Source organism: uncultured Buchnera sp. (assembly GCF_913776765.1).
GTDB lineage: Bacteria > Pseudomonadota > Gammaproteobacteria > Enterobacterales > Enterobacteriaceae > Buchnera > Buchnera aphidicola_AO.
In genome coordinates this window covers 301,474-324,095 of record NZ_CAJYPO010000001.1, presented here as the reverse complement: position 1 = coordinate 324,095, position 22,622 = coordinate 301,474, and the positions used below count along the sequence as shown (strand labels likewise).

Here is a 22,622-nt window from a genome sequence, read left to right as displayed (position 1 = left end):
GTTTTGATTGATAAAACATTGTTAAAATAATAAATAATTTTATATATAAAAAAATACTTAAAAATTAGCGTTTTTAACAGTACGAGGAAATGGAATTACATCTCTTATATTCGATATTCCAGTAATATAAGAAATTAATCGTTCAAAACCCATCCCAAAACCTGAATGATGAACAGTACCATAACGACGAAGATCTCGATACCACCAATAATCTTCTTGTTTTAAACCCAACTCTGATAAACGTAAATCTAAAACTTCAATACGTTCTTCACGTTGAGAACCACCTATTAATTCTCCAATACCTGGAACCAGCAAATCCATTGCAGCAACAGTTTTTTTATCGTCGTTTAATCTCATATAAAATGCTTTTAATTCTTTAGGATAATTAATGATTACTATAGGTGCTTTAAAATGTTTTTCTACAAGAAATCTCTCGTGTTCAGTATTAAGATCAATTCCTAAAGAAACAGAATTCTCAAATTTATTTTGAGAATTTAATAAAATATCTATAGCATCTTTATAATTTATATGTATAAAATCTACTAATAGAAAACTTTCCAGACGATTAATTATATCATTATCAATATAATTTTTAAGAAATTTAATATCATTCATGCAATATTTTAAAATAGATTTACAAACATATTTCAACATATCTTCAGCAAATAATGATATTTCATATAAATTACAAAATGATGATTCAATTTCTAACATCCAAAATTCTGCTAAATGACGACTGGTATTAGAGTTTTCAGCTCTAAATGTAGGACCAAAGGTATATACTTTTGACAAAGAACAAGCATATGTTTCTAAATTAAGCTGTCCCGAAACAGTTAAAAAAGATTCTTTTCCGAAAAAATCTTTTTTAAAATCAACGGAACCATTTGTTTTTTTAGGAATGTTTTTCATATCCATTGTTGAAACACGAAACATTTCTCCTGCACCTTCTGTATTAAGTCCAGTAATAATAGGTGTAGGAATCCAGTAATAACCTTTTTGATATAAAAATTTATGTAATGATTGAAATATATGATTTCTTATCCTTACTATTACTCCAATTAAATTTGTTCTAGAACGTAAATGAGCCACTTCTCTTAAGTGTTCTAGACTATGTTTTTTTGCAGACATTGGATAAGTATCTGGATTTTGAATCCATCCTAATACCTGAACCTTTTTTGCTTGTATTTCATATTTTTGTTTTTTCCCTATAGATAAAATAAGAATTCCAGTTATCGTTATAGAACAACCAATAGTTAAATGCAATATATCTTTATGATAATTGGACAAAGTATTATTGGCAACAACTTGTATACAATCAAAACATGAACCATCGTAAATTGTAATAAAAGATACACCAGATTTCGAACTTCTACGACTTCGAACCCATCCAGATACAGTAATAGAAGTATTTACTATAATATCATCTTTATAAATTTCTGATATTGATATTGTACTCATAATTTTTTCCTTGTATCTTTTTTTTTAAATAGTCTATCGAAAAAGATAGTGAGTCACTATAACCGGTTTTAAATCAAAATGTTAACGATAAATCAAAAGCTTTACATAAAGATTTAATAAACTCTCTATCTAAACAAAAGGTTTTACCAGGGCTATCAGATAATTTAGCAACTGGTTTACCATTACATTTAACAAGTTTAATTACTATGTTTAATGGCTTAACGTTTGGAATGTCACAAGTTAGTTGTGTTCCAATACCAAATATAACATTTATTCTATTATTAAACTTTTTATAAAGAGATATAATCTTGCTAAAATTTAAATTATCTGAAAACAACAATGTTTTAGTAGTAGGATCAATTCCTAAACGTTCATAATGTTTAAGAGCTTTTTCACCCCATTTTACTGGATCCCCTGAATCATGTCTGATACCCTGATAAGATTTTGAAAAAAATAAATTAAAATCACGTAAAAATGAATCCATTGTAATACAATCTGTAAGAGCAATACTTAAATGTTGATCATATTGACACAACCATGTTTTCAATGCCAATATTTGACTATTTCTTAGACTAGAACTAATTTGTTGATGTGCTTGAAACCATTCGTGAGCTTGAGTTCCTACTGGTAGTAATTTTAAAATACGTGATATATGGTAATTACTTGAACCAATTAAAAAAGGGAATTTATCTTTTAATCGTTTTACAATTGAATACTGTACATCATAAGAAAATCGCCTTCTTGTTCCAAAATCCACTATTTTTAAACGAGATAAATCTAAATGCTTATTTTTTTGAAAAAATTCTGTTAATTTTTTATCTAAATGCTGTACTGCAATATTTGAAGTAATTTCTGGATAGCAATGTTTATGAAAAATTTCACTAATTAATGATAAAATAGGAACTTCCCATAAAATCACTTCTTTCCATAAGCCACTTATACGAATATGTAATTGACCATGATAATTACTTACTTTAACTTGTGTAATATTATAACGAAATTTTTTTAACCAATATAAATATTCTCTTTTAAAAAATGGGAAAGTAGTCATATATAGATATTCTTCATGACTAAGAGATAAAGAAGACATCATATTGATTTGATCTAATAAAATGTGAGAATAACAACCTAAAATATTAGGGCCTCTACAAATGAATTCTGCAACTACATTTACATTTTTATAATGATAAAAAACAGCTTGTTGCATATGAAGTTTATACGCATCAGTATCAAGTAATGTTTTTACTATTGGGTAATTATATCGTTTCATAATATATATTTTTTCATGGTATTCTTTTTTATAGTATGATAATTATGATATAATTTTATATTTAAAATATATAAAATATTAAAAAAATTATAACAATTATCCCAATATATATAAAAATATAACATAAATAAAAAGGTTATCAATTTTAAAAAAATAGTGTTTTTTTATTAAAAAAATATATATAAAAATTTTTAATAAATTCTTAACTGTTCTTAGAAGGAATTATAATGTTTTACTATTTAATTCGTAAACTTTTATTTTTAATTGATCCTGAGAAAGCACATATACTAACATTAAAATATTTTGATTCTAAAAAGGTTCAAATTCTAAGAAATCTTTTTATTAAACCAATTCCACTAAAAAAAATAAAATGTATGGGATTAACCTTTAATAACAAAATTGGTCTAGCCGCAGGAATGGATAAAAATGGAGATTATATAGATTCTTTATCTAAAATAGGATTTGGTTTTATCGAAGTAGGAACAGTTACTCCCTTACCCCAATATGGAAATCCAAAACCTAGAATCTTTAGAATATCTTCAATAGAAGGCATTATTAATAGAATGGGGTTTAACAATTTAGGAATAGATTATTTAGTTTCTAACATAAAAAAGTCTAAATTTAATGGAATAATTGGTGTAAACATAGGAAAAAATAAAGAAACGACAATTGAAAATGCAATAAAAGATTATTTAATTTGTATAGAAAAAGTGTATTTTTATGCCAGTTATATTGCTATTAATATTTCTTCTCCAAATACTATTAATTTAAGACAACTACAATATGGTATATTGTTTGAAAATTTATTGCGAGATATAAAAAAAAAACAAAGAGAAATGCATTCTAAATATTCTAAATATGTACCTATAGTAATTAAAATTTCTCCAGATCTATCAAAAAAAGAACTAATTTATATTTCTAATCAGTTAATTAACTATGAAATAGATGGAGTAATTGCAACTAATACAACATTAGATCGTTCATCAATACCTAAAATTAAAAATAGTAGACAAGAAGGAGGATTAAGTGGTTTACCTTTGCAAAAAAAAAGCAATAATGTGATATCTATATTATATAAAAATCTAAAAAGAAAAATTCCTATTATCGGAGTTGGAGGTATTAATTCTATAAATTCTGCTAGAGAAAAAATTGTGTGTGGAGCTAATTTAATACAAGTATATTCTGGATTAATATATCATGGTCCGAATTTTATTAGAAAAATAATTAGAAATCTATAAAGTAAAAATATTTTACATAAATTAAAAATTTATTTCTTAAAAATGTTTATTAATGTTTTTTATTAAAATATCTTTTTAGATATCAATTTTTTAAAAAACTTGAAACATTTTTTTAAAAAAATGAAAGTAAAAAAATGAATTGTTTATTTGCTAGTACAAATTTTGGATGTGAAAAACTTTTAGAAAAAGAACTCCTATCGCTAGGAGGTGAAAATTTAAAAATTATAAAAGGTGGTATTTATTATGAAGGAGAGGATTCAATATTATATAATACTTTAATGTGGAGCAGAATTTCTTCAAGAATTTTTTTATGCATAAGCAAATTTGTTATAAAGAATAGCGATGATTTATATAAAAATACTTATAATATTAATTGGACTAAAATATTATTTTTAGAGAAAACTTTTTTAGTTAAATTTAAGGGAACAAATAATATTATTCAAAATAGTTTATTTGGTTCATTAAAAATTAAAAATGCGATTGTTGATAAATTTTACCAAAAATATTCTGCTCGTCCTAATGTAAATCTTCTTACTCCAGATGTTCGTATTACGGCATATTTATTTCATAATTCAGTGCATATTATGTTAGATTTAAGTGGAGAATCTTTAAATAAAAGAGGATATCGTAAATTTTTTGATATTGCTCCGATTAAAGAGAATTTAAGTTCAGCAATTATATTAAGTTCAGGATGGAAAAAAAATACTCCTTTAATAGATCCTATGTGCGGATCAGGAACACTCTTAATTGAAGCAGCAATGATATCCTCTGATAGAGCTCCTGGACTTACAAGAAAAAAATGGGGATTTCAATCTTGGAAAAGACACAACGAAAATATTTGGAATAAAATTTTAAAAAAAGCAAAAGAAAGATTTGAAATAGGTATAAAAACATGTGTTAAAAATTATTTTATAGGATATGATTTTAATCCTAATGTTATAAAAAAAGCTAAAAAAAACGCAATAAATGCAAATTTAGAAAATATTGTTAATTTTGTTCAATGTGATTTAAATTCTCTTAAAAATCCTTATCAAAGCAAAGAAATTGGAATATTAATAAGTAATCTCTCTTATAGAGAAAGATATAAAACTGAAAATAATTTGATTGCTTTATATATTGAACTAGGAATTGTATTAAAAAAACATTTTAAAAATTGGAAATTATCAGTATTCAGTTCTTCTAGGTTTTTATTAACGTTTTTACAAATAGAATCGTATGAAGAATTATTTTTTAAAAATGGTCTGTTAGATTGCCTTTTAAAAAACTGTGAAATATTTCCAAATGAACTTAATGATAAAAGTGAAGAATATCAAAATAGACTGCGAAAAAATTTTAAACAATTAAAAAAATGGAAAGATTTAAAAGAAATAGAATGTTTTCGTGTATATGATTCAGATCTTCCAAATTATAAAATAATAGTAGATATTTATAAAAAATGGTTAGTCATTCAAGAATACCAAGCACCAAAATCAATAAATTACAAAGAAGCACACATAAGATTATGTAGTGCCATTTACCATAGCAAAGAAATATTATCTATTCCTACAAATAATATAGTAATAAAATTTAGAAAAAAACAAAAAAACAAAGCACAATACCAAAAATTATTTAATAGAAATAGTTTTTTTATAATTAAAGAATATCACGTAAAATTAATAGTAAATTTGATTGATTATTTAGATACTGGTTTATTTTCAGAACATCGACTTGTAAGAAAATTATTAGGTAAAATGTCTATAGGAAAAGATTTTTTAAATTTATTTTCATATACTGGTGCTGCTACTGTTTATGCAGGATTAGGGAAAGCTAAAAGTACTACAACTATAGATATATCGAACACATATATTCGATGGTCCATGCGTAATATGTCTATTAACAATTTAATAAATAGTAAAAATATTTTTATTCAAGAAGATTGTTTAAAATGGATTGTTTTAACTAATAAAAAATTTGATTTAATTTTCATAAATCCACCTACTTTTTCAAATTCTAAGAAAATGAAAAAAACTTTTGAATTAAAAAGAGATTATATTAAATTGATGATAAATCTAAAAAGAATCTTACGTAAAAATGGTGATATTATTTTTTCAAGCTCAACACATAATTTTGAAATTAATTTCGACGATATTAAAAAAATAAATCTATATGCAAGAAAAATTACTCATTTAGCACAAACGAAAGATTTTTTAAAAAAGAACTATCATTCTTGGTTAATAAAACATATTTAATAAACTCAAAAAACGAGAAATATATGCCTCTAATTAGTATCCAAGATGCCTCTTTATCATTCAGTGATTTAGAAATATTAAAAAACGCTGTACTTTATATCAAAAAAAATGAACGTATTAGTTTAATTGGTAAAAATGGTGCTGGAAAATCAACTTTATTAAAAGTAATTAATAAAAGTCAAGATTTAGATCATGGTTCTATTATTTATCAAAAGAATATAAAAATATCTTATTTAAAACAAGATAATCCAAAAAATTTAAATATTTCTATATATGATTTTATTAAAAATAAATTTAAAAAAGAGAACAAAAAAGAAATAAATGTTAATGAAATTATAGAAATAAAAAAAATGATTCAAACTTTTGAGATTGACAAAAATTCTTTGCTTGCAGAACTATCTGGAGGATTTTTAAGAAGAGTTGTATTGAGTTCAGTATTATTAGGAAAACCAGATGTCTTGTTACTTGACGAACCAACAAATCACTTAGATATTAATACCATTACATGGTTAGAAGGGTTTTTAAAAAAATTTTCAGGAACAGTATTATTCATATCACATGATAGATCTTTCATTCAAAATGTATGTACAAGAATTGTTGATCTTGATAGAGGAAGATTAACTTCTTTTCCAGGAAATTATAAAGAATTTATAAAATTGAAAAAAGAACATAATCGGATTGAAAAAATAAACAAAAAATTATTTGATCAAAATTTGAAAAAAGAAGAAATCTGGATTAGAAAAGGAATCAAAGCTCGCACTACACGTAATGAAGGAAGAGTAAAAAATTTAAAAATATTACGAAAAGAGCATGAAAATTATAAAAAAATAGAAACATTTAATAACATTAAAATTAATGAAGTTAAAAGCTATCCAGGTAAAATAATTTTTAAATTAAAAAATATAAATTTCTTTATTGAAAAAAAAAGTATTATTCAAAATTTTTCTTCAATAATACAATATGGTGACAAAATAGGATTAATAGGAAATAATGGATCTGGAAAAAGTACTATGATTAAAATACTTATGGGAGAGAAAAAAATTCAAACAGGTTCAATTCATTTTGGAAAGGAATTAAAAATAGCATATTTTGATCAGGATCGATCAATTTTAGATTCTAATAAATCTATCTTAGAAAATATTAATAATGGAAGAGAAAAGATTGTATTAAATGGAACAGAACAACATTTGATAGGATATCTAAAAAAATTTCTGTTTAAACCAAATCAAATACACTGTTTAGTAAAAACTTTATCTGGAGGTGAATGTAATAGATTACTTTTAGCAAAATTATTTTTAAAACCAAGCAATGTTCTAATTTTTGATGAACCTACAAACGACTTAGATTTAGACACACTTGAATTATTAGAAAAAATTATTATCAAATATTTAGGAACTGTTTTAATAGTAAGTCATGATAGAAATTTTATTAAAAACACAGTAAATAAATACTGGATATTTAAAGGAGACGGATTAATAAATACACATTTTAATTCATATGATAATTTAATAAAAGAAAAAAATAAAAAAATACAAAAAAAATATATATCAAATCAAACTGAATCTAATGCTAATTTTTTAAAAATAAAACATAATCAAGTAAAAAAAGAACTAAAAGAAGTATTAAATAAAATAGAAAAAATAGAAAATAACATTAAAAAATTACAAAATAAAATGAATGAACCAAACTTTTTTAAACAAAATATTATCAATCAATTACCAATTTTAAAAGAATTTAGTATAGAAGAAAAAAAATTAGAAAAAACATTAATATTTTGGGAAAATTTAGAAAAAAAATTATAAAAAATGTTTCATACAGTTTTTAGAACAACAATTTTTAAAATCAATCATACATTTTTCACACTGAATAAAAAGAAGATGGCATAAATCAAAACTACAATTGACATATCTATCTGAAGGTTTATGACATTGTTTACAAAAAGATATAATCTTATCTGAAATTCTTTCACTCATACGATTATCAAAAACAAAATTACTTCCTTGAAAAAGAATTGGTAATCCGTTTTTTTTAGCATCGTATACATAACCAAGAATTCCACCCTTCAAATGATATACATATTTAAAACCATTAAAATGCATCCAAGCGCTGGCTTTTTCACAACGAATACCACCTGTACAATACATTACAATTTTTTTATTTTTAGCATAATCCATAACTTTAATAACTTTCTGTAACTGCTCTCGAAAAGTTAAACTTTTAATTTCTATAGCATTAGGAAAATGTCCAATTTGATATTCATAGGAATTTCTCATATCAATAAATATTGTTTTTGGATCACTTAACATCATATTAACTTGTTTTGCTGTTATATAGATACCTACGTTTTTAGGATTAAATAATGGATTTTTAATACCATCATTAACAATATTTTTCTTAATTTTAACAGAAAGGACCCAAAATGCTTTTTCGTCATTATTTAATGATTTATTAATAAATAAATTATTTAGTTCTGGATCAAGACTATATAAAAAATTTTTTACAAAAAAATACCATTTTACAGGAATGCTAATTTGTGCATTAATCCCTTCATCAGATACATAGACTCTTCCTAAAACATTATATTTATAAAAATTTTTATAAATTTGATCTCTATATTCTTTTGTATTTTTTATCAAAAAATATTTATAAAAAGAGACCACAAAACGAGATTCTTGATTAATCAACATCTTTTTTTTCAATTCTTTTTTGGAAATACGATTATATAAATTTGACATAATAAAAAACCTATAATTAAAAATGTTTATTTTTTTTCACAACATAAGTTATTAAGAGATTCTAATTGTTTAGATAGTTTTAAATATATTTCGTTTAAGTTTCTTAATTTTTTTATTTCTTGCTTTATTATGTTTTTAGGAGCATAAGATAAAAAATTTTGATTAGATGTTTTTTCTTCAGAAATTAATATTTGTGATTTTATTTTTTTTATTTCTTTGTTTAATCGTTTTAGTTCAGTTTCTTTATCAATCATTTTAAGTATTGGAACTAAAATTTCAACTCCATCGATTATTTTTTTTATAGACAAAAAAGGTTCATTATCTTTTTTAGATAAAATTTTAATTTTTTCTAAAAACGCTATATTTTTTAATAAAAATTTATTTTCTTTAATTATTTTCTCTTTTTCGGAATTGATGTTTTTTAAAAATAACGGTAATAATTTAGTAGAACTAATATTCATTTTAACTCTAGTATTTCGCAAAAAAATAATGATTTTTTTCATCCAACTGATATTAGATAATATATTTTTATCAAGTAATTGATTATTATATTCAGGAAAGGATTGAAGCATAATTGTTTTATCTTTAATATATTTTATTTTTTTTATCCGCTGCCAAATCGATTCTGTAATAAAAGGAATTATAGGATGAGATAATCTTAACAATAATTCTAATATATGAATTAAAATATTTTTAGTAAAACGTATATCTTCAGGAGAACCTAATTTTATAATAGACTTTACGAATTCTAAATACCAATCACAAAAAACATTCCAAATAAAATCATATAAAACATTTGCCGCAATATCAAATCGATAAGTATCTAATGAACTTCTATATAATTTAACAACATTGTTAAATTTTATTAATATCCATTTATTTATTAATAACATGTTATCATGAACTGAAAAATTAAAATAATTATGATCTTTTGTATTTATTAAAACAAAACGACTAGCATTCCATAATTTATTACAAAAATTACGATATCCTTTTAATCTATTCATATCCCATTTTATATCACGTGTATTAGATGCTAAAGCAGAAAAAGTAAAACGTAATGCATCTGTACCTGTTGCCTCTATTCCATTAGGAAATTGTTTTATAGTACGATAACGAATTTTTTCAGATAAATTAGGTTGTAATAAATTACTTGTTCTTTTTTCAATTAATTTATTTAACGAAATTCCATCTATCATATCTATTGGATCAATAACGTTTCCTTTTGATTTTGACATTTTTTTGCCTTCTTCATCACGTATCAAACCTGTTATGTAAACATCTTTAAATGGTACTTGAGGATTTCCATGACAATCTTTAATAAAATACATTGTTAACATAATCATTCTAGCAATCCAAAAAAAGATAATATCAAAACCACTAACTAAAACATTAGTTGAATGAAAAATTTTTAAAAATTTTGTTTTTTCAGGCCAACCTAATGTAGAAAAAGTCCATAAAGCAGAAGAAAACCAGGTATCTAATACATCATTATCTTGATTTAATATTGTGTTGTCAGCTATATCATATTCTTCACGTATTTTTTTTTCGCTGTAACCAACATATATGTTTTTATTATCATCATACCACACCGGAATGCGGTGACCCCACCATAACTGACGTGAAATACACCAATCTTCAATGTTATTCATCCAAGATAAATACATACTTTCATATTGATCAGGTATAAATTTAATTTTCTTTTCCTTAACAATATTAATAGCTAATTTAGATAACTGTAATGTTTTTAAATACCATTGATTAGTTAATATTGGTTGAATAACAACATTGCTTCGATCACTATAAGGAACAAGAATTTCACATTCTTCAATGTTTTCTAAAAATCCTAATTTTTCAATCTCATAAATAATTTTTTTTCTTGCAGATAAAATGTCTAAGTTCTGAAATTCAATCGGAATGGATGAATTATAAACATTAGATTTTATACCTTGGTAATTATAAATTGAAAAATTAGATTTAATTTTTCCATTACGAGTAAAAATATTAATCATAGGTAATTTATGACGTTGTCCTACTTTATAATCATTAAAATCATGTGCAGGAGTTATTTTTACGCAACCTGTATCCTTGTTTAAATCTGCATAATTATCTCCAATAATCGGTATTATTCTGTTAACAATAGGGCATATAACAGAGTGACCAATTAAATGATTATATTTATGATCTTTTGGATTTACAGCTAAAGCTGTGTCACCTAATAAAGTTTCAGGTCTAGTAGTAGCTACTAACAAATATTTAATATTTATATTTTTTGTATTTTTAACAATTGGATATCGAATAAACCATTTTTTACCTTTTACTAAACGATGTTCTACTTCTAAATCTGATATTACTGTTTCCAGTTTTGAATCCCAATGTACTAATCTCTTTTTCTGATAAATAAAATTATTTTTGTATAAAATAATAAAAGCTTCCTTAACAGCATTAGAAATATCAGGATCTAAAGTAAATTTCTCTCGATCCCAATCAACAGAATTTCCTAATCGTCTCATTTGTTTTGTAACAGAAACATTAGATTTCTTTTTCCATTTCCATATTTTTTTAACAAAATCGTTTCTACTGTAATCTTTTTTCGTTTTTTTTTCTTCTGAATATATTTGACGCTCAATTAAAATTTGTGTTGCTATTCCAGCATGATCTGTTCCAACTTGCCATAACGTATTTTTTCCTTGCATTCTATTATAGCGAATTAATATATCCATAATTGTTTGTTGAAAAGCATGCCCCATATGTAAATTACCTGTAATATTAGGAGGTGGCATCATAATACAAAAAGCTGGTTTATTTAAATCGTTATTAGGTTTAAAAAATCCATTTTTTTCCCAAAAATCGTATAAAGATTCTTCAATATCTTTAGGGTTATAATTTTTTTCCATTGTATTCAACTATGTTTTTAATTCAAAAATGGCAACATTGCCGTATTAAAAAATAAATTCTTTTATATTTTTTAAACTTAAAAAAAATTAGATTCATTTAATAAAAATTGACTTAATAGTTCAACAGGACGACCTGTTGCACCTTGATTTCTACCAGATTTCCAAGCAGTTCCAGCAATATCTAAATGTGCCCAAGTGTATTCTTTTGAAAATTGAGAAAGAAAACAAGCAGCAGTTATCGCACCTGCTTTACCTTTTCCAACATTTGAAAAATCTGCAAAGCTAGAATTTAATTCTTTTTCATATTCTGAAGATAATGGTAAACGCCATATTTTATCGTTAGTTTGTCGTGAAGATTTTTCTAAATCACAAGCAAGTTTTTCATCGTTTGAAAAAAGACCGCTAAAGTGACTTCCTAATGCTACAGCACATGCGCCAGTTAAAGTAGCAATATCAATAACTACATCTGGAGAAAAACGTTTTACAAATGTTAAAACATCACATAATACTAAACGACCTTCAGCATCAGTATTTAATATTTCTACTGTTTTACCTGACATAGTAGTTAAAATATCGCCAGGTCTAAAAGCGTTACCTCCTGGCATATTTTCACAACCTGCTAGAATACCTATAACAGTCAGGGGTAAACTTAATTTAGCTACAGCAATTAAAGTTCCATATACTGCTGCGGCACCACACATATCATATTTCATTTCATTCATATTTTTAGATGGTTTTATAGATATACCTCCAGAATCAAATGTCAATCCTTTTCCTATTAATACAATAACTTTTTCCTGTTTAATTGTATTTTTTCCAGAATATTTAATTACAGACATATATGGCTTGTTTTTAGATCCACTTCCAACTGCAATATAAGCATTCATACCTAAACTATTCATTTCTTTGATATCAATAGATGTTACATTAATTTTATCTTTATATTTTTCAGATAATTTTTTAGCTTGTAAAAATAAGTATAATGGATTGCAAATATTAGGTGGTAAATTACCTAACTTTTTTGCAGCTGTAATTCCAGAATTAATTGCTAAAGCATGCTTTAAAGAGTTATTTGCTATATGCAAGTATTTTTTTTCCATTATATGAAATGAAATTGAATATAAATAAATATCTTTTTCTAAAGACGTATTTATCTTAAAATTTTTATATAAATATTTATTAATAGCATTAACCATGGTTCTAATAGACCAATATGTATCACAATTTTTAATGTTTAATCCAATTAAAGAAAAAAGAATGTTTTTAATAGAAAATTTATTTAAAATTTTCATACTTTCTTTTACAATCTTACTAAGATTATATCTATTTAAATTATCTTTTTTCCCACAGCCAACTAGTAATATTCTTTTAGAAAGAATGTGAGGAATGTTATATAATAAAAGTGTTTGACCTATTTTTCCTTGTATATCACCCCTCTTAATAAAATTATTAATATAATTACAAACAGATTCATTAAAATAGTTGTTTTCACATGTAAATTCACAAAATTCAAAAATACCAATTATTATGCAATCAGTTTTTTCTTCTTCTAGAAGAGAATTTTTTATAAAAAATTTCATAATTTTTTCTCGAAAAGTATAATAAATATTATCAATTGATTGTATGTTTTATTTTTTAAATATTAAATAAAGAAATAAAATACAGAAAAATATTATATACTATATAATGGTATTTTTAACTTCTAATTTTACTTCATTAAAAATATATTTTTATCTGATTATGGAGAATTTAAGTTATGAACCATCTTTATCAACGTGACTGTTTAAGATTACTAGATTTTACCACTGAAGAATTAAAAAACATTATTACGTTATCAGAAAAATTAAAAAAAACAAAAAAAAACCATCAAGAAATTAAGTTACTTAAACAAAAAAATATTGCTTTAATTTTTGAAAAAGAATCAACTCGTACAAGATGTTCATTTGAAGTAGCAGCTTTTGATCAAGGTGCACATGTTACTTATCTTGGACCAGGTAGCACACATCTTGGAACAAAAGAATCAATTGAAGATACAGCAAGAGTACTAAGTCGTTTGTATCATGGTATTCAGTATCGAGGTCATAATCATAGAACGATAGAGATTTTAGCTCAGCATTCTACTGTACCAGTTTGGAATGGATTAACTGAAAAGTTTCATCCTACACAATTAATAGCTGATTTATTAACCATGAAAGAAATTTTTTCAAATAAAAGTTTTTCTGATATAAAATGTACTTATGTTGGTGACTCACGTAATAACATAGGAAATAGTCTTTTAGAAGCTGCTTCGATCGTAGGATTAGACCTGCGTTTAGTGTCTCCAAAAAAATGTTGGCCTGATAAAAATCTTTTTGTTGAATGTAAAAAATTAGCAAAAAAAAATCAAGGTAATATAATATGCACTGAAGATATTAAGGAAGGTGTTAAAAATACAGACTTTATTTATACTGATGTTTGGGTTTCGATGGGGGAAGATAAAACAAAATGGAAAGAAAGAATTGAATTATTAAAAAATTATCAATTAAATGATTCTATGATAGAAATGACAAAAAATCCCAAAGTAAAAATACTACATTGTCTTCCTGCTTTACATGACCAAAAAACAAGCACAGGAAAGTCTATACTGAAAGAATATGGATTAAAAGATGGAATGGAAATTACAGATAATCTTTTTCAAAAACATCAAAAAACTATTTTTGAACAAGCAGAAAATAGATTACATACTATAAAAGCGCTTCTTATATCTAGTCTTGTAAAAGAAATTAATTTTTAATAAAAAAAATGTTTTATATAAAAAAATATAAAGTTTTTAATATGTAAAAAATCACTCAATAATTTTTTTTCTTATCTCTTTGTATATTGATAAGATATCCAAAACTATCTTTTTCACTATAATTAAGGAAACTAAAAATTGAGAAATTCTCTGTATAAAAAAAATATAATTTCAATCAATGATCTTGATCGAAATGAATTAGAATTAGTATTAAAAAAATCTGCATTATTAAAAGAAAAAGCACAACCTAATTTACTAAAAAATAAAATTGTTGCCAGTTGTTTTTTTGAAGCGTCAACGCGTACTCGTTTGTCTTTTGAAACGGCTCTTCATCGTTTAGGAGCATCAATTATAGGGTTTTCTGATGGTGAAAATATTTCTTTAGGAAAAAAAGGAGAAACATTAGCAGATACTATTTCAGTTATAAGCTCATATGTAGACGCAATTGTTATTCGACACCCCCAAGAAGGGTCGGCACGTTTAGCGGCAAATTTTTCTCATGGAATACCAATATTTAATGCAGGAGATGGAGCAAACCAACATCCAACACAAACACTTTTAGATTTATTTACCATTAAAGAAACACAAACTAAGCTTAGTAATTTAAACATTGCTATGGTAGGAGATTTAAAATATGGAAGAACAGTTCATTCATTAACACAAGCATTAGCCAAGTATAAAAATAATCAATTTTTTTTTATTTCACCTGATGCATTAACTATGCCCAATTATATCAACGATATGCTTTACAAAAAAGAAATTCATTGGAAAAGATATAAAAATATAGAAGAAATAATTTCTGAAATTGATATTCTTTATATGACTCGTGTTCAAAAAGAAAGACTTGATTCAACTGAATATGCAAATGCTAAATCAAAATTTGTTTTACAAACTTCAACTTTAAAAAATGCACGTAATAATTTAAAAATATTGCATCCACTACCTCGTATAGATGAAATAGATCATGATGTTGACTATACACCTTATGCTTGGTATTTTAAACAAGCAGCAAACGGAATTTATGCACGTCAAGCAATTTTATCATTGGTATTAATAGAAAAACACTTTTAATAAAAATATATGCAAATAAATAAACTTCAAGTAGAAGCTATTAGATCTGGTAGTGTAATTGATCACATTCCAGCACATATTGGTTTTAAACTGCTTTCTTTATTCAGATTTACCGAAACAGAAAAAAGGATCACTATTGGATTAAATTTACCTTCTCAAAAATTAGGTAAAAAAGATATTATAAAGATTGAAAATACTTTTTTAAGCGATGATCAAATTAATCAATTAGCTGTTTATGCACCATGTGCTACAGTTAATTACATTGAGAAATACAGTTTAGTAGGAAAAACTTTTCCATCTTTACCTAAAAAAATAGATCGTATTTTAATTTGTCCAAATAGTAATTGTGCTAGTCACAATCATTTTATCACTTCTAGTTTTATTTTCACAAAAGATATAAATAATGAAATAAACTTAAAATGTCAATATTGTGAAAAAGAATTCGCTAAAAACATAGTTTTATAATAAAAAGAATCTAAACATTGTATTTTTTTAGAAACGATTCTATTTCTCTATTTAATAACATAAAAAAATGGTGCTTTATGAATGTTATAGTTAATACAGAAAACGCTCCGAAACCTATCGGACCATACTCACAAGCTATAAAAAATAAACATTTTTTAATTACGTCTGGTCAAATACCTATTGATGTTAAATCAGGATATATACCAGATAATATCTCTGAACAAACATATATTGTATTAAAAAATATAAAATCAATTGTTATTGCATCAGAATATAAAATACAAGACATTATAAAAATAACAATTTTTACTACTAATTTGAAAAAAATTCATATAATTAATGAAATCTATGAAAAATTTTTTATAGATAACAAATCATTATTTCCTGCAAGATCTTGTGTGGAAGTTCAAAAGTTACCAAAAAATGTAAAAATTGAAATGGAAGCAATGGCATTTAAAAAATAAATTTCACAAAATTTTAAACAATTTTTTACTATAATATCTTCAATATGCCGCAAAGCGGCATAAAATCAAATACTTTTACGACGAAAAAAAGATAATTTTGTTTCATTTTTAATACTATTAGATTTATTTAAACGATTTTCAGAAAAACGACGCTTATTATTTTTATCTTTATTAAAAATAGAACGATTATGTGTTCTAGTTTCATAATTTTTAATATCACGTAATAATTTTATATTTATTTGTTTATTTAAAATTTTTGTTTTCATGAGATGTTGCAATAAATCTTTAGACAATCCTTTAGGTAATTCTAAGATTGAATAAGAAGAAAATAGTTTAATATTTCCAATATTACGGCTATTAATATTCCCTTCGTTAGCAATAGCACCAACTATATGACGTACTTCAACTCCATCATTACGACCTACTTCAATTCGATATAAGTCTATATCTTTTATATCTCGACGTTCACGACGATTTCGATTATTACGACTGTTCTCTTCACGTCGGCGATCATCTTTAAAAGAAAATTCTCTAGATGGACGTTTTAATAAATCTTTCTTAATAATCAAAGGTCGTCCTCCTTGAGCCATTTTTAATAAAGCAGCAGCAAGAGTCTTTATATCTAAATCGTCAGGAGAATATAATTTATCTAATAATGCACTGTATTCATCTAAATCTCTACTTTCTAATTGCTCTTGTACTTTTTTAGCAAATTGTTCAAGACGTCTTTTACATAATAATTCAATTTTCGGTAATTGAACTTCTGGAATAGTTTGATTTATTGTTCGTTCAATATTGCGCAACAATCGACGCTCACGATTTTCGACAAATAATAAAGCTCTACCAGCTCTACCAGCTCTACCTGTTCTACCTATACGATGAACATAAGATTCTGAATCCATAGGGATATCGTAGTTAATAACAAAACTAATCCGATCAACATCTAAACCACGAGCAGCTACATCTGTAGCAATTAAAATGTCCAATCGGCCATTTTTCAGTCGTTCTAAAGTTTGCTCTCGTAATGCTTGATTCATATCTCCATTTAATGCAGCACTATTGTATCCATTACGTTCTAAAGCTTCAGATACTTCTAAAGTTGCATTTTTTGTTTTCACAAAAATAATTGTTGCAGAAAAATCTTCTACTTCTAAAAAACGAATTAATGCGTCAGTTTTTCTACCATAAACCATCCAATAACTTTGTTTAATATCTGGACGCGTAGTTATATTCGACTGTATTTTTATTTCTTGAGGATTTTTCATAAATCTTTTAGAAATACGACGTATAGCTTCTGGCATTGTTGCTGAAAACAAAGCTGTTTGATGCTCTTTAGGTATTTGAGACATAATTGTTTCTACATCTTCTATAAAACCCATACGTAACATCTCATCTGCTTCATCTAAAACTAACGCGTGTAAATTTGAAAGATTAAGAGTTCCTCTTTTTAAATGATCTAATAAACGTCCTGGAGTACCTACAACAATTTGAGGTCCTTGTCGTAGTGCTCGTAGTTGTACTTCATATCGTTGACCACCATATAAAGGTAATACATGTATTCCTATTATATATTTAGAAAAATCTGAAAAAGCCTCAGCTACTTGAACAGCTAACTCTCTTGTTGGAGCTAATACTAAAATTTGAGGTGCTTTTAAGTTAACATCAAGATTGTGTAATAAGGGTAATGAAAATGCTGCTGTTTTTCCACTTCCTGTTTGTGCCATTCCTAATACGTCTCGTCCTTCTAAAAGCAATGGAATACAAGCCGCTTGAATAGGAGAAGGTTTAACATATCCCATTTTAGCTAAAGATTTAATAATAAAAGGATTTAAACCAAGAAAAGAAAACGTGCTTTCAGTATGAGTCATGCAATAGATATGCCTTTTAAGTTACAGTGGCCAGTCTACATAGCTCATTATGAAAATATATATTATTTATTATTCTCATTGAAAGTTGTGAACCGGCTCAAATTAAATGATCTAATAAATATATTAAAAATAAATAATATTTATTAGTTATTGCTAATAATTTTTTAAATAAATAAAACATAAAATCAGCAAATAGTGAGAATTATTTTTAAAAACTTTATTTCTACTATTAGTAAAAAAACTGTAAACAATAATCTAAAAGATTAGATTTTATTTATACGTTATTCATATGGTACTATTTGATAAGATATAAATCTATATTTTATTGAAAATAAAAATTTTTCGATCTTTAAATTCAAAAAAAATAAATGCATTACATAAAGAAAATCAAATTTTTTATTAATTTAAATTTAATTATATCAGATATAAATATTATTTATAGATTTATTGGAAATAATAGAGTTTTATACTTCTTTAATACTTAATCTTAAACGTCCTTGACGATCTATTTCTAATACTTTTACTGAAATCATTTGATCAACTGATAAATGATCAGAAACCTTTTCTACTCTTTTATCAGAAATTTGTGAAATATGCACTAAACCTTCTTTTCCAATACCTATTGAAATAAAAGCGCCAAAATCAACAATACGAGTTACTTTTCCAGGATAAATACGTCCTACTTCAATTTCTGCTGTAATTTCTTCAATTCTACGAATAGCATTTTTTGCTTTTTCCCCAATTGTTGCAGATATTTTCACTGTACCGTCATCTTCTATTTCAATTATAGTCCCCGTTTCTTCAGTTAACATACGAATTACAGATCCCCCCTTACCTATTACATCTTTAATTTTTTCAGGGTTAATTTTAATTGTATGAATACGAGGTGCAAATTCAGAAATTTCATTTCTAGGTTTACTTAATGCTTGTTTCATGACATTTAAAATATGCAATCGAGCAGATTTTGCTTTGTTTAACGCAATACGCATGATGTCGTTAGTAATTCCTTCTATTTTCATATCCATTTGTAAAGCTGTAATTCCTTCTTCTGTTCCAGAAACTTTAAAATCCATATCTCCCAAATGATCTTCATCACCTAAAATATCTGAAAGTAAGACATATTTATCTCCTTCCTTGACTAGACCCATAGATATCCCGGCAACAGCAGATTTTATAGGCACTCCAGCATCCATTAAAGCTAAAGACGCACCACAAACTGAAGCCATAGAAGAAGAACCATTAGATTCAGTAATTTCAGATACTATTCTTATAGTATAAGGAAAATCATCTAACTTGGGCATAACTGCTAAAAGACTTCTTTTAGCCAAACGGCCGTGTCCGATTTCTCGTCTTTTAGGTGAACCTACCATTCCAATTTCTCCAACAGAATACGGAGGAAAATTATAATGAAATAAAAAATTGTCAGTTTTATCTCCTAATAGTTCATCTAAATTTTGAGCATCTCGAGAAGTTCCTAAAGTCACAGAAACTAAAGATTGTGTTTCACCTCTAGTAAATAAAGAAGAACCATGAGTACGAGGTAAAACACCTGTTCTCACATCTAATGCGCGAATCATATCTTTTTCTCGTCCATCGATACGATTTTCATTATTTAATATACGTTTTCTTACAACTTTTTTTTCAATATTTTTAAAAATATCTTCAATTTCTGATATATCTACATTTGGATTTTCACTCAAAAATAATTTTGTTATTTCTTCCTTGAGAAAATTTAACTTCTCATATCTTTCTTGTTTATTAAATATTAAATAAGCGCTACTTATATCTTTCTCAACTAACTTAGTAAGTTTTAATTCTAATTCTGTATTTATTTCAGGATAAGATACTATCCAAGGTAATTTACTTGCTTCGTTTGATAAAGAACGAATATTATTAATAACTACTTGTTGTTGTTGATGACCAAACGTAATAGCACCAAGTATTTTATCTTCACTTAATACTTTTGATTCTGCTTCTACCATTAAAATAGCGTTTTGAGTACCTGAAACAACTAAGTCTAAAAAACTAGATTTCATATCGTCAGTTGTAGGATTTAAAACATATTGATTATTAATAAAACCAACTCTAGCAGCACCAATCGGTCCATAAAATGGTATTCCTGACAAACTTAATGCTGCTGAAGCACCTATAATAGAAATTATGTCAGGATTTATTTGCGGATTAACTGATACTACAGTAGCAATTATTTGAATTTCATTAAAAAAACCTTTTGGAAATAAAGGTCGAATTGGTCTATCAATTAGTCGAGCAGTTAATATTTCATTTTCACTCGGACGTCCCTCTCTTCTAAAAAAACCTCCGGGTATTCGACCAACAGCATATGTTCTTTCCTGATAATTTACTGTAAGAGGAAAAAATTTTTGACTAGAATGAGTTGTTTTTTCTCCAACAACAGTTACAAAAACAGCAGTATCATCCATGCTAGCCATAACAGCTGCTGTTGCTTGACGAGCCATTATACCTGTTTCTAAGGTAATTGTATGTTGGCCGTATTGAAATTTACGTACAATGGGATTTAGCAAAATAATATCCTTAATATAAAACTAATTTTATATTCATTAAAAACTTTTAACTTTAAAAGTTAACATTATAAATAAATATAGTATTTGATCTACAAATTATAAATACAACATTTATTATACATATGAATTTTATTTATTTTTTTTAAATAAACTTTTTAATTGGTGCATTTTTAATAAATATTTAAACAAAATTGTAAAAAAAGGGCTAAAAAGCCCTTAATAAAAAATTTTTTATCTATTAATTTAAAGTTTTTAAATATTTTTTAATTTTATAATGGTTGAAAAAAACTATTTATCGTCTTAAATTTAAACTTTCAATTAATTTAACATAACAAGATATATTTTTTTTCTTTAAATAATTTAATAACTTACGACGTTTTGAAACCATATTTAAAAGACCTCTACGACTACAATGATCTTTTTTATGTTGAGAAAAATGTAATTGAAGGTGATTAATTTGATTCGTTAACAATGCAATTTGAACTTCTGTTTTTCCAGTATTTTTTTCATTTTGGCCATATTTTAAAATTGTTTCTTTAATACTTATTATACCGAGAGACATTTGGAACTCCATATGTTTTAAACTATATGAAACTAATTATAATTTAATAAAATTATTTAAAAAATAATATCATGCTATTGTTAAATTTAATATAGATTAACTTAATTAGTCAACATAGAAACTAATCGATATGGAATTAATGTTTGTTCAGAACTAATCTTTCCTAATCCGATAAATGTATTATTGTCTTTTTCAAAAACACGTACTAAACTATTTTGAATAGTAGAGGAAAAATTAACTTTTTGTCCTAATTTGAAAAAAGATATTTTTTTAATAGAAATATATATCTTAGGTAAAAAATGAATTGGAGTGTCAACTGGCATCAGAAAATTGTCTACTTTTTTTAAAAAATTTATTTGTTTAGTATTTTTTTCATTCAATAATTTTTCTAAAAAAGATAACTTAACTAATTTAGAATAAGAAAGTAATCCTATCTTTAAACGACGTAATGCAACTACATGAGCTCCACAAAATAGTTTTTCTCCTAAATCTTCAATAAGTGTTCGAATATAAGTACCTTTTGAACAATGCACATTTAATTCAATCCAATCATCTTTTTGCTCAATAAGAGTAATCTTATATATAAAAACATGTCTGATATTACGTTTAATATTTATTCCTTTTCGTGCATATTTATACAAAGGAAGACCTTTATATTTAATAGCCGAGTACATTGAAGGTATTTGATTAATTAAACCTGTCAATTCTTTTAAAGCCAAACTAAGTTCAAGAGAAGTGAAAATAATAGGTCGTTTTCTTAAAATTACTCCTTCAGAATCAGAAGTAGATGTTTTTTCGCCCAACTTAGCAACTACATTATAATGTTTATCAGATTCACTCAAATAACGAGAAAATTTTGTAGCTTCACCAAAACAAATAGGTAACATACCAGTAGCCAAGGGATCTAAAGTTCCAACATAACCTGCTTTTCTAGCATTAAAAATAACTTTTACTTTCTGTAAAACATTATTAGAAGACATTCCTTGAGGTTTATCTAATAATAAAAATCCATTAACATTACGTTTTTTATGAAAAAACATTTATTTATCC

At 25.3% G+C, this 22,622-nt stretch carries 16 protein-coding genes; 7 read left to right on the top strand and 9 right to left on the bottom strand.

The features are described 5' to 3' along the window. Nucleotides 1-57 precede the first annotated feature (57 nt). Entirely contained in the window at nucleotides 58-1,458 is a 1,401-nt protein-coding gene (asnS, locus tag QZ401_RS01640) for an asparagine--tRNA ligase (protein WP_295164351.1), read from the bottom strand. A gap of 73 nt (nucleotides 1,459-1,531) precedes the next feature. Beyond that, a complete protein-coding gene (gene pncB / locus QZ401_RS01635) occupies nucleotides 1,532-2,728 on the bottom strand; it encodes a nicotinate phosphoribosyltransferase (protein ID WP_295164349.1) in 1,197 nt (398 codons plus the stop codon). A 227-nt stretch (nucleotides 2,729-2,955) separates the two neighbouring features. On the opposite strand from pncB, the gene pyrD reads away from it, so the two are divergent. The 3 genes from pyrD (at nucleotide 2,956) to QZ401_RS01620 (ending at nucleotide 7,996) form a co-directional block, all read left to right on the top strand. Further along, nucleotides 2,956-3,966 carry a quinone-dependent dihydroorotate dehydrogenase gene (gene pyrD / locus QZ401_RS01630; protein WP_295164346.1) on the top strand — a complete coding sequence of 337 codons (1,011 nt, stop codon included), beginning with the start codon at nucleotides 2,956-2,958 and terminating at the stop codon, nucleotides 3,964-3,966. A 134-nt stretch (nucleotides 3,967-4,100) separates the two neighbouring features. Continuing rightward, the gene (rlmKL, locus tag QZ401_RS01625) at nucleotides 4,101-6,194 is read left to right on the top strand and encodes a bifunctional 23S rRNA (guanine(2069)-N(7))-methyltransferase RlmK/23S rRNA (guanine(2445)-N(2))-methyltransferase RlmL (protein WP_295164344.1); all 2,094 of its coding nucleotides are present in this window, start codon (nucleotides 4,101-4,103) and stop codon (nucleotides 6,192-6,194) included. Between the two features lie 23 nt (nucleotides 6,195-6,217). Then, nucleotides 6,218-7,996 (top strand): ATP-binding cassette domain-containing protein, encoded by a 1,779-nt coding sequence (locus QZ401_RS01620; RefSeq protein WP_295164341.1) that lies wholly within the window; start codon nucleotides 6,218-6,220, stop codon nucleotides 7,994-7,996. On the opposite strand, the gene QZ401_RS01615 is transcribed toward QZ401_RS01620, so the two are convergent. The 3 genes from QZ401_RS01615 to QZ401_RS01605 all read right to left on the bottom strand — a co-directional run bounded on the left by QZ401_RS01615 (nucleotide 7,991) and on the right by QZ401_RS01605 (nucleotide 13,406). After that, complete coding sequence (locus QZ401_RS01615) at nucleotides 7,991-8,929, bottom strand: rhodanese-related sulfurtransferase (RefSeq protein ID WP_295164339.1); 939 nt, start codon at nucleotides 8,927-8,929, stop codon at nucleotides 7,991-7,993. The two genes, QZ401_RS01620 and QZ401_RS01615, sit on opposite strands and share 6 nt — an antisense overlap. Nucleotides 8,930-8,955: 26 nt before the next feature. Beyond that, complete coding sequence (locus QZ401_RS01610; RefSeq protein ID WP_295164337.1) at nucleotides 8,956-11,826, bottom strand: valine--tRNA ligase; 2,871 nt, start codon at nucleotides 11,824-11,826, stop codon at nucleotides 8,956-8,958. 77 nt (nucleotides 11,827-11,903) lie between these two features. After that, complete coding sequence (locus QZ401_RS01605) at nucleotides 11,904-13,406, bottom strand: leucyl aminopeptidase (protein WP_295164335.1); 1,503 nt, start codon at nucleotides 13,404-13,406, stop codon at nucleotides 11,904-11,906. Between the two features lie 176 nt (nucleotides 13,407-13,582). Here QZ401_RS01605 and argF point away from each other — a divergent pair, with 176 nt between their 5' ends. From argF to QZ401_RS01585, 4 genes are all read left to right on the top strand, one after another. After that, nucleotides 13,583-14,599, top strand: a complete 1,017-nt coding sequence (gene argF, locus QZ401_RS01600) for an ornithine carbamoyltransferase (protein WP_295164333.1) — start codon at nucleotides 13,583-13,585, stop codon at nucleotides 14,597-14,599. Nucleotides 14,600-14,737: 138 nt separating this feature from the next. Then, nucleotides 14,738-15,670, top strand: coding sequence for an aspartate carbamoyltransferase (gene pyrB / locus QZ401_RS01595; protein ID WP_295164331.1), 933 nt, complete (start codon nucleotides 14,738-14,740; stop codon nucleotides 15,668-15,670). A gap of 9 nt (nucleotides 15,671-15,679) precedes the next feature. Beyond that, nucleotides 15,680-16,135: an aspartate carbamoyltransferase regulatory subunit gene (gene pyrI / locus QZ401_RS01590; protein ID WP_295164329.1), complete on the top strand. Its 456-nt coding sequence runs from the start codon at nucleotides 15,680-15,682 to the stop codon at nucleotides 16,133-16,135. A 77-nt stretch (nucleotides 16,136-16,212) separates the two neighbouring features. Continuing rightward, complete coding sequence (locus QZ401_RS01585; RefSeq protein ID WP_295164328.1) at nucleotides 16,213-16,599, top strand: Rid family detoxifying hydrolase; 387 nt, start codon at nucleotides 16,213-16,215, stop codon at nucleotides 16,597-16,599. Nucleotides 16,600-16,664: 65 nt separating this feature from the next. On the opposite strand, the gene QZ401_RS01580 is transcribed toward QZ401_RS01585, so the two are convergent. The 4 genes from QZ401_RS01580 to truB all read right to left on the bottom strand — a co-directional run bounded on the left by QZ401_RS01580 (nucleotide 16,665) and on the right by truB (nucleotide 22,612). Further along, on the bottom strand, nucleotides 16,665-18,467 hold the full coding sequence (locus QZ401_RS01580) for a DEAD/DEAH family ATP-dependent RNA helicase (protein ID WP_295164327.1): 1,803 nt from the start codon (nucleotides 18,465-18,467) through the stop codon (nucleotides 16,665-16,667). A gap of 464 nt (nucleotides 18,468-18,931) precedes the next feature. Continuing rightward, nucleotides 18,932-21,010 (bottom strand): polyribonucleotide nucleotidyltransferase, encoded by a 2,079-nt coding sequence (gene pnp / locus QZ401_RS01575; protein ID WP_295164324.1) that lies wholly within the window; start codon nucleotides 21,008-21,010, stop codon nucleotides 18,932-18,934. A 292-nt stretch (nucleotides 21,011-21,302) separates the two neighbouring features. Continuing rightward, entirely contained in the window at nucleotides 21,303-21,572 is a 270-nt protein-coding gene (gene rpsO / locus QZ401_RS01570) for a 30S ribosomal protein S15 (RefSeq protein WP_295164322.1), read from the bottom strand. Nucleotides 21,573-21,673: 101 nt separating this feature from the next. Continuing rightward, entirely contained in the window at nucleotides 21,674-22,612 is a 939-nt protein-coding gene (gene truB / locus QZ401_RS01565) for a tRNA pseudouridine(55) synthase TruB (RefSeq protein ID WP_295164321.1), read from the bottom strand. Nucleotides 22,613-22,622 lie beyond the last annotated feature (10 nt).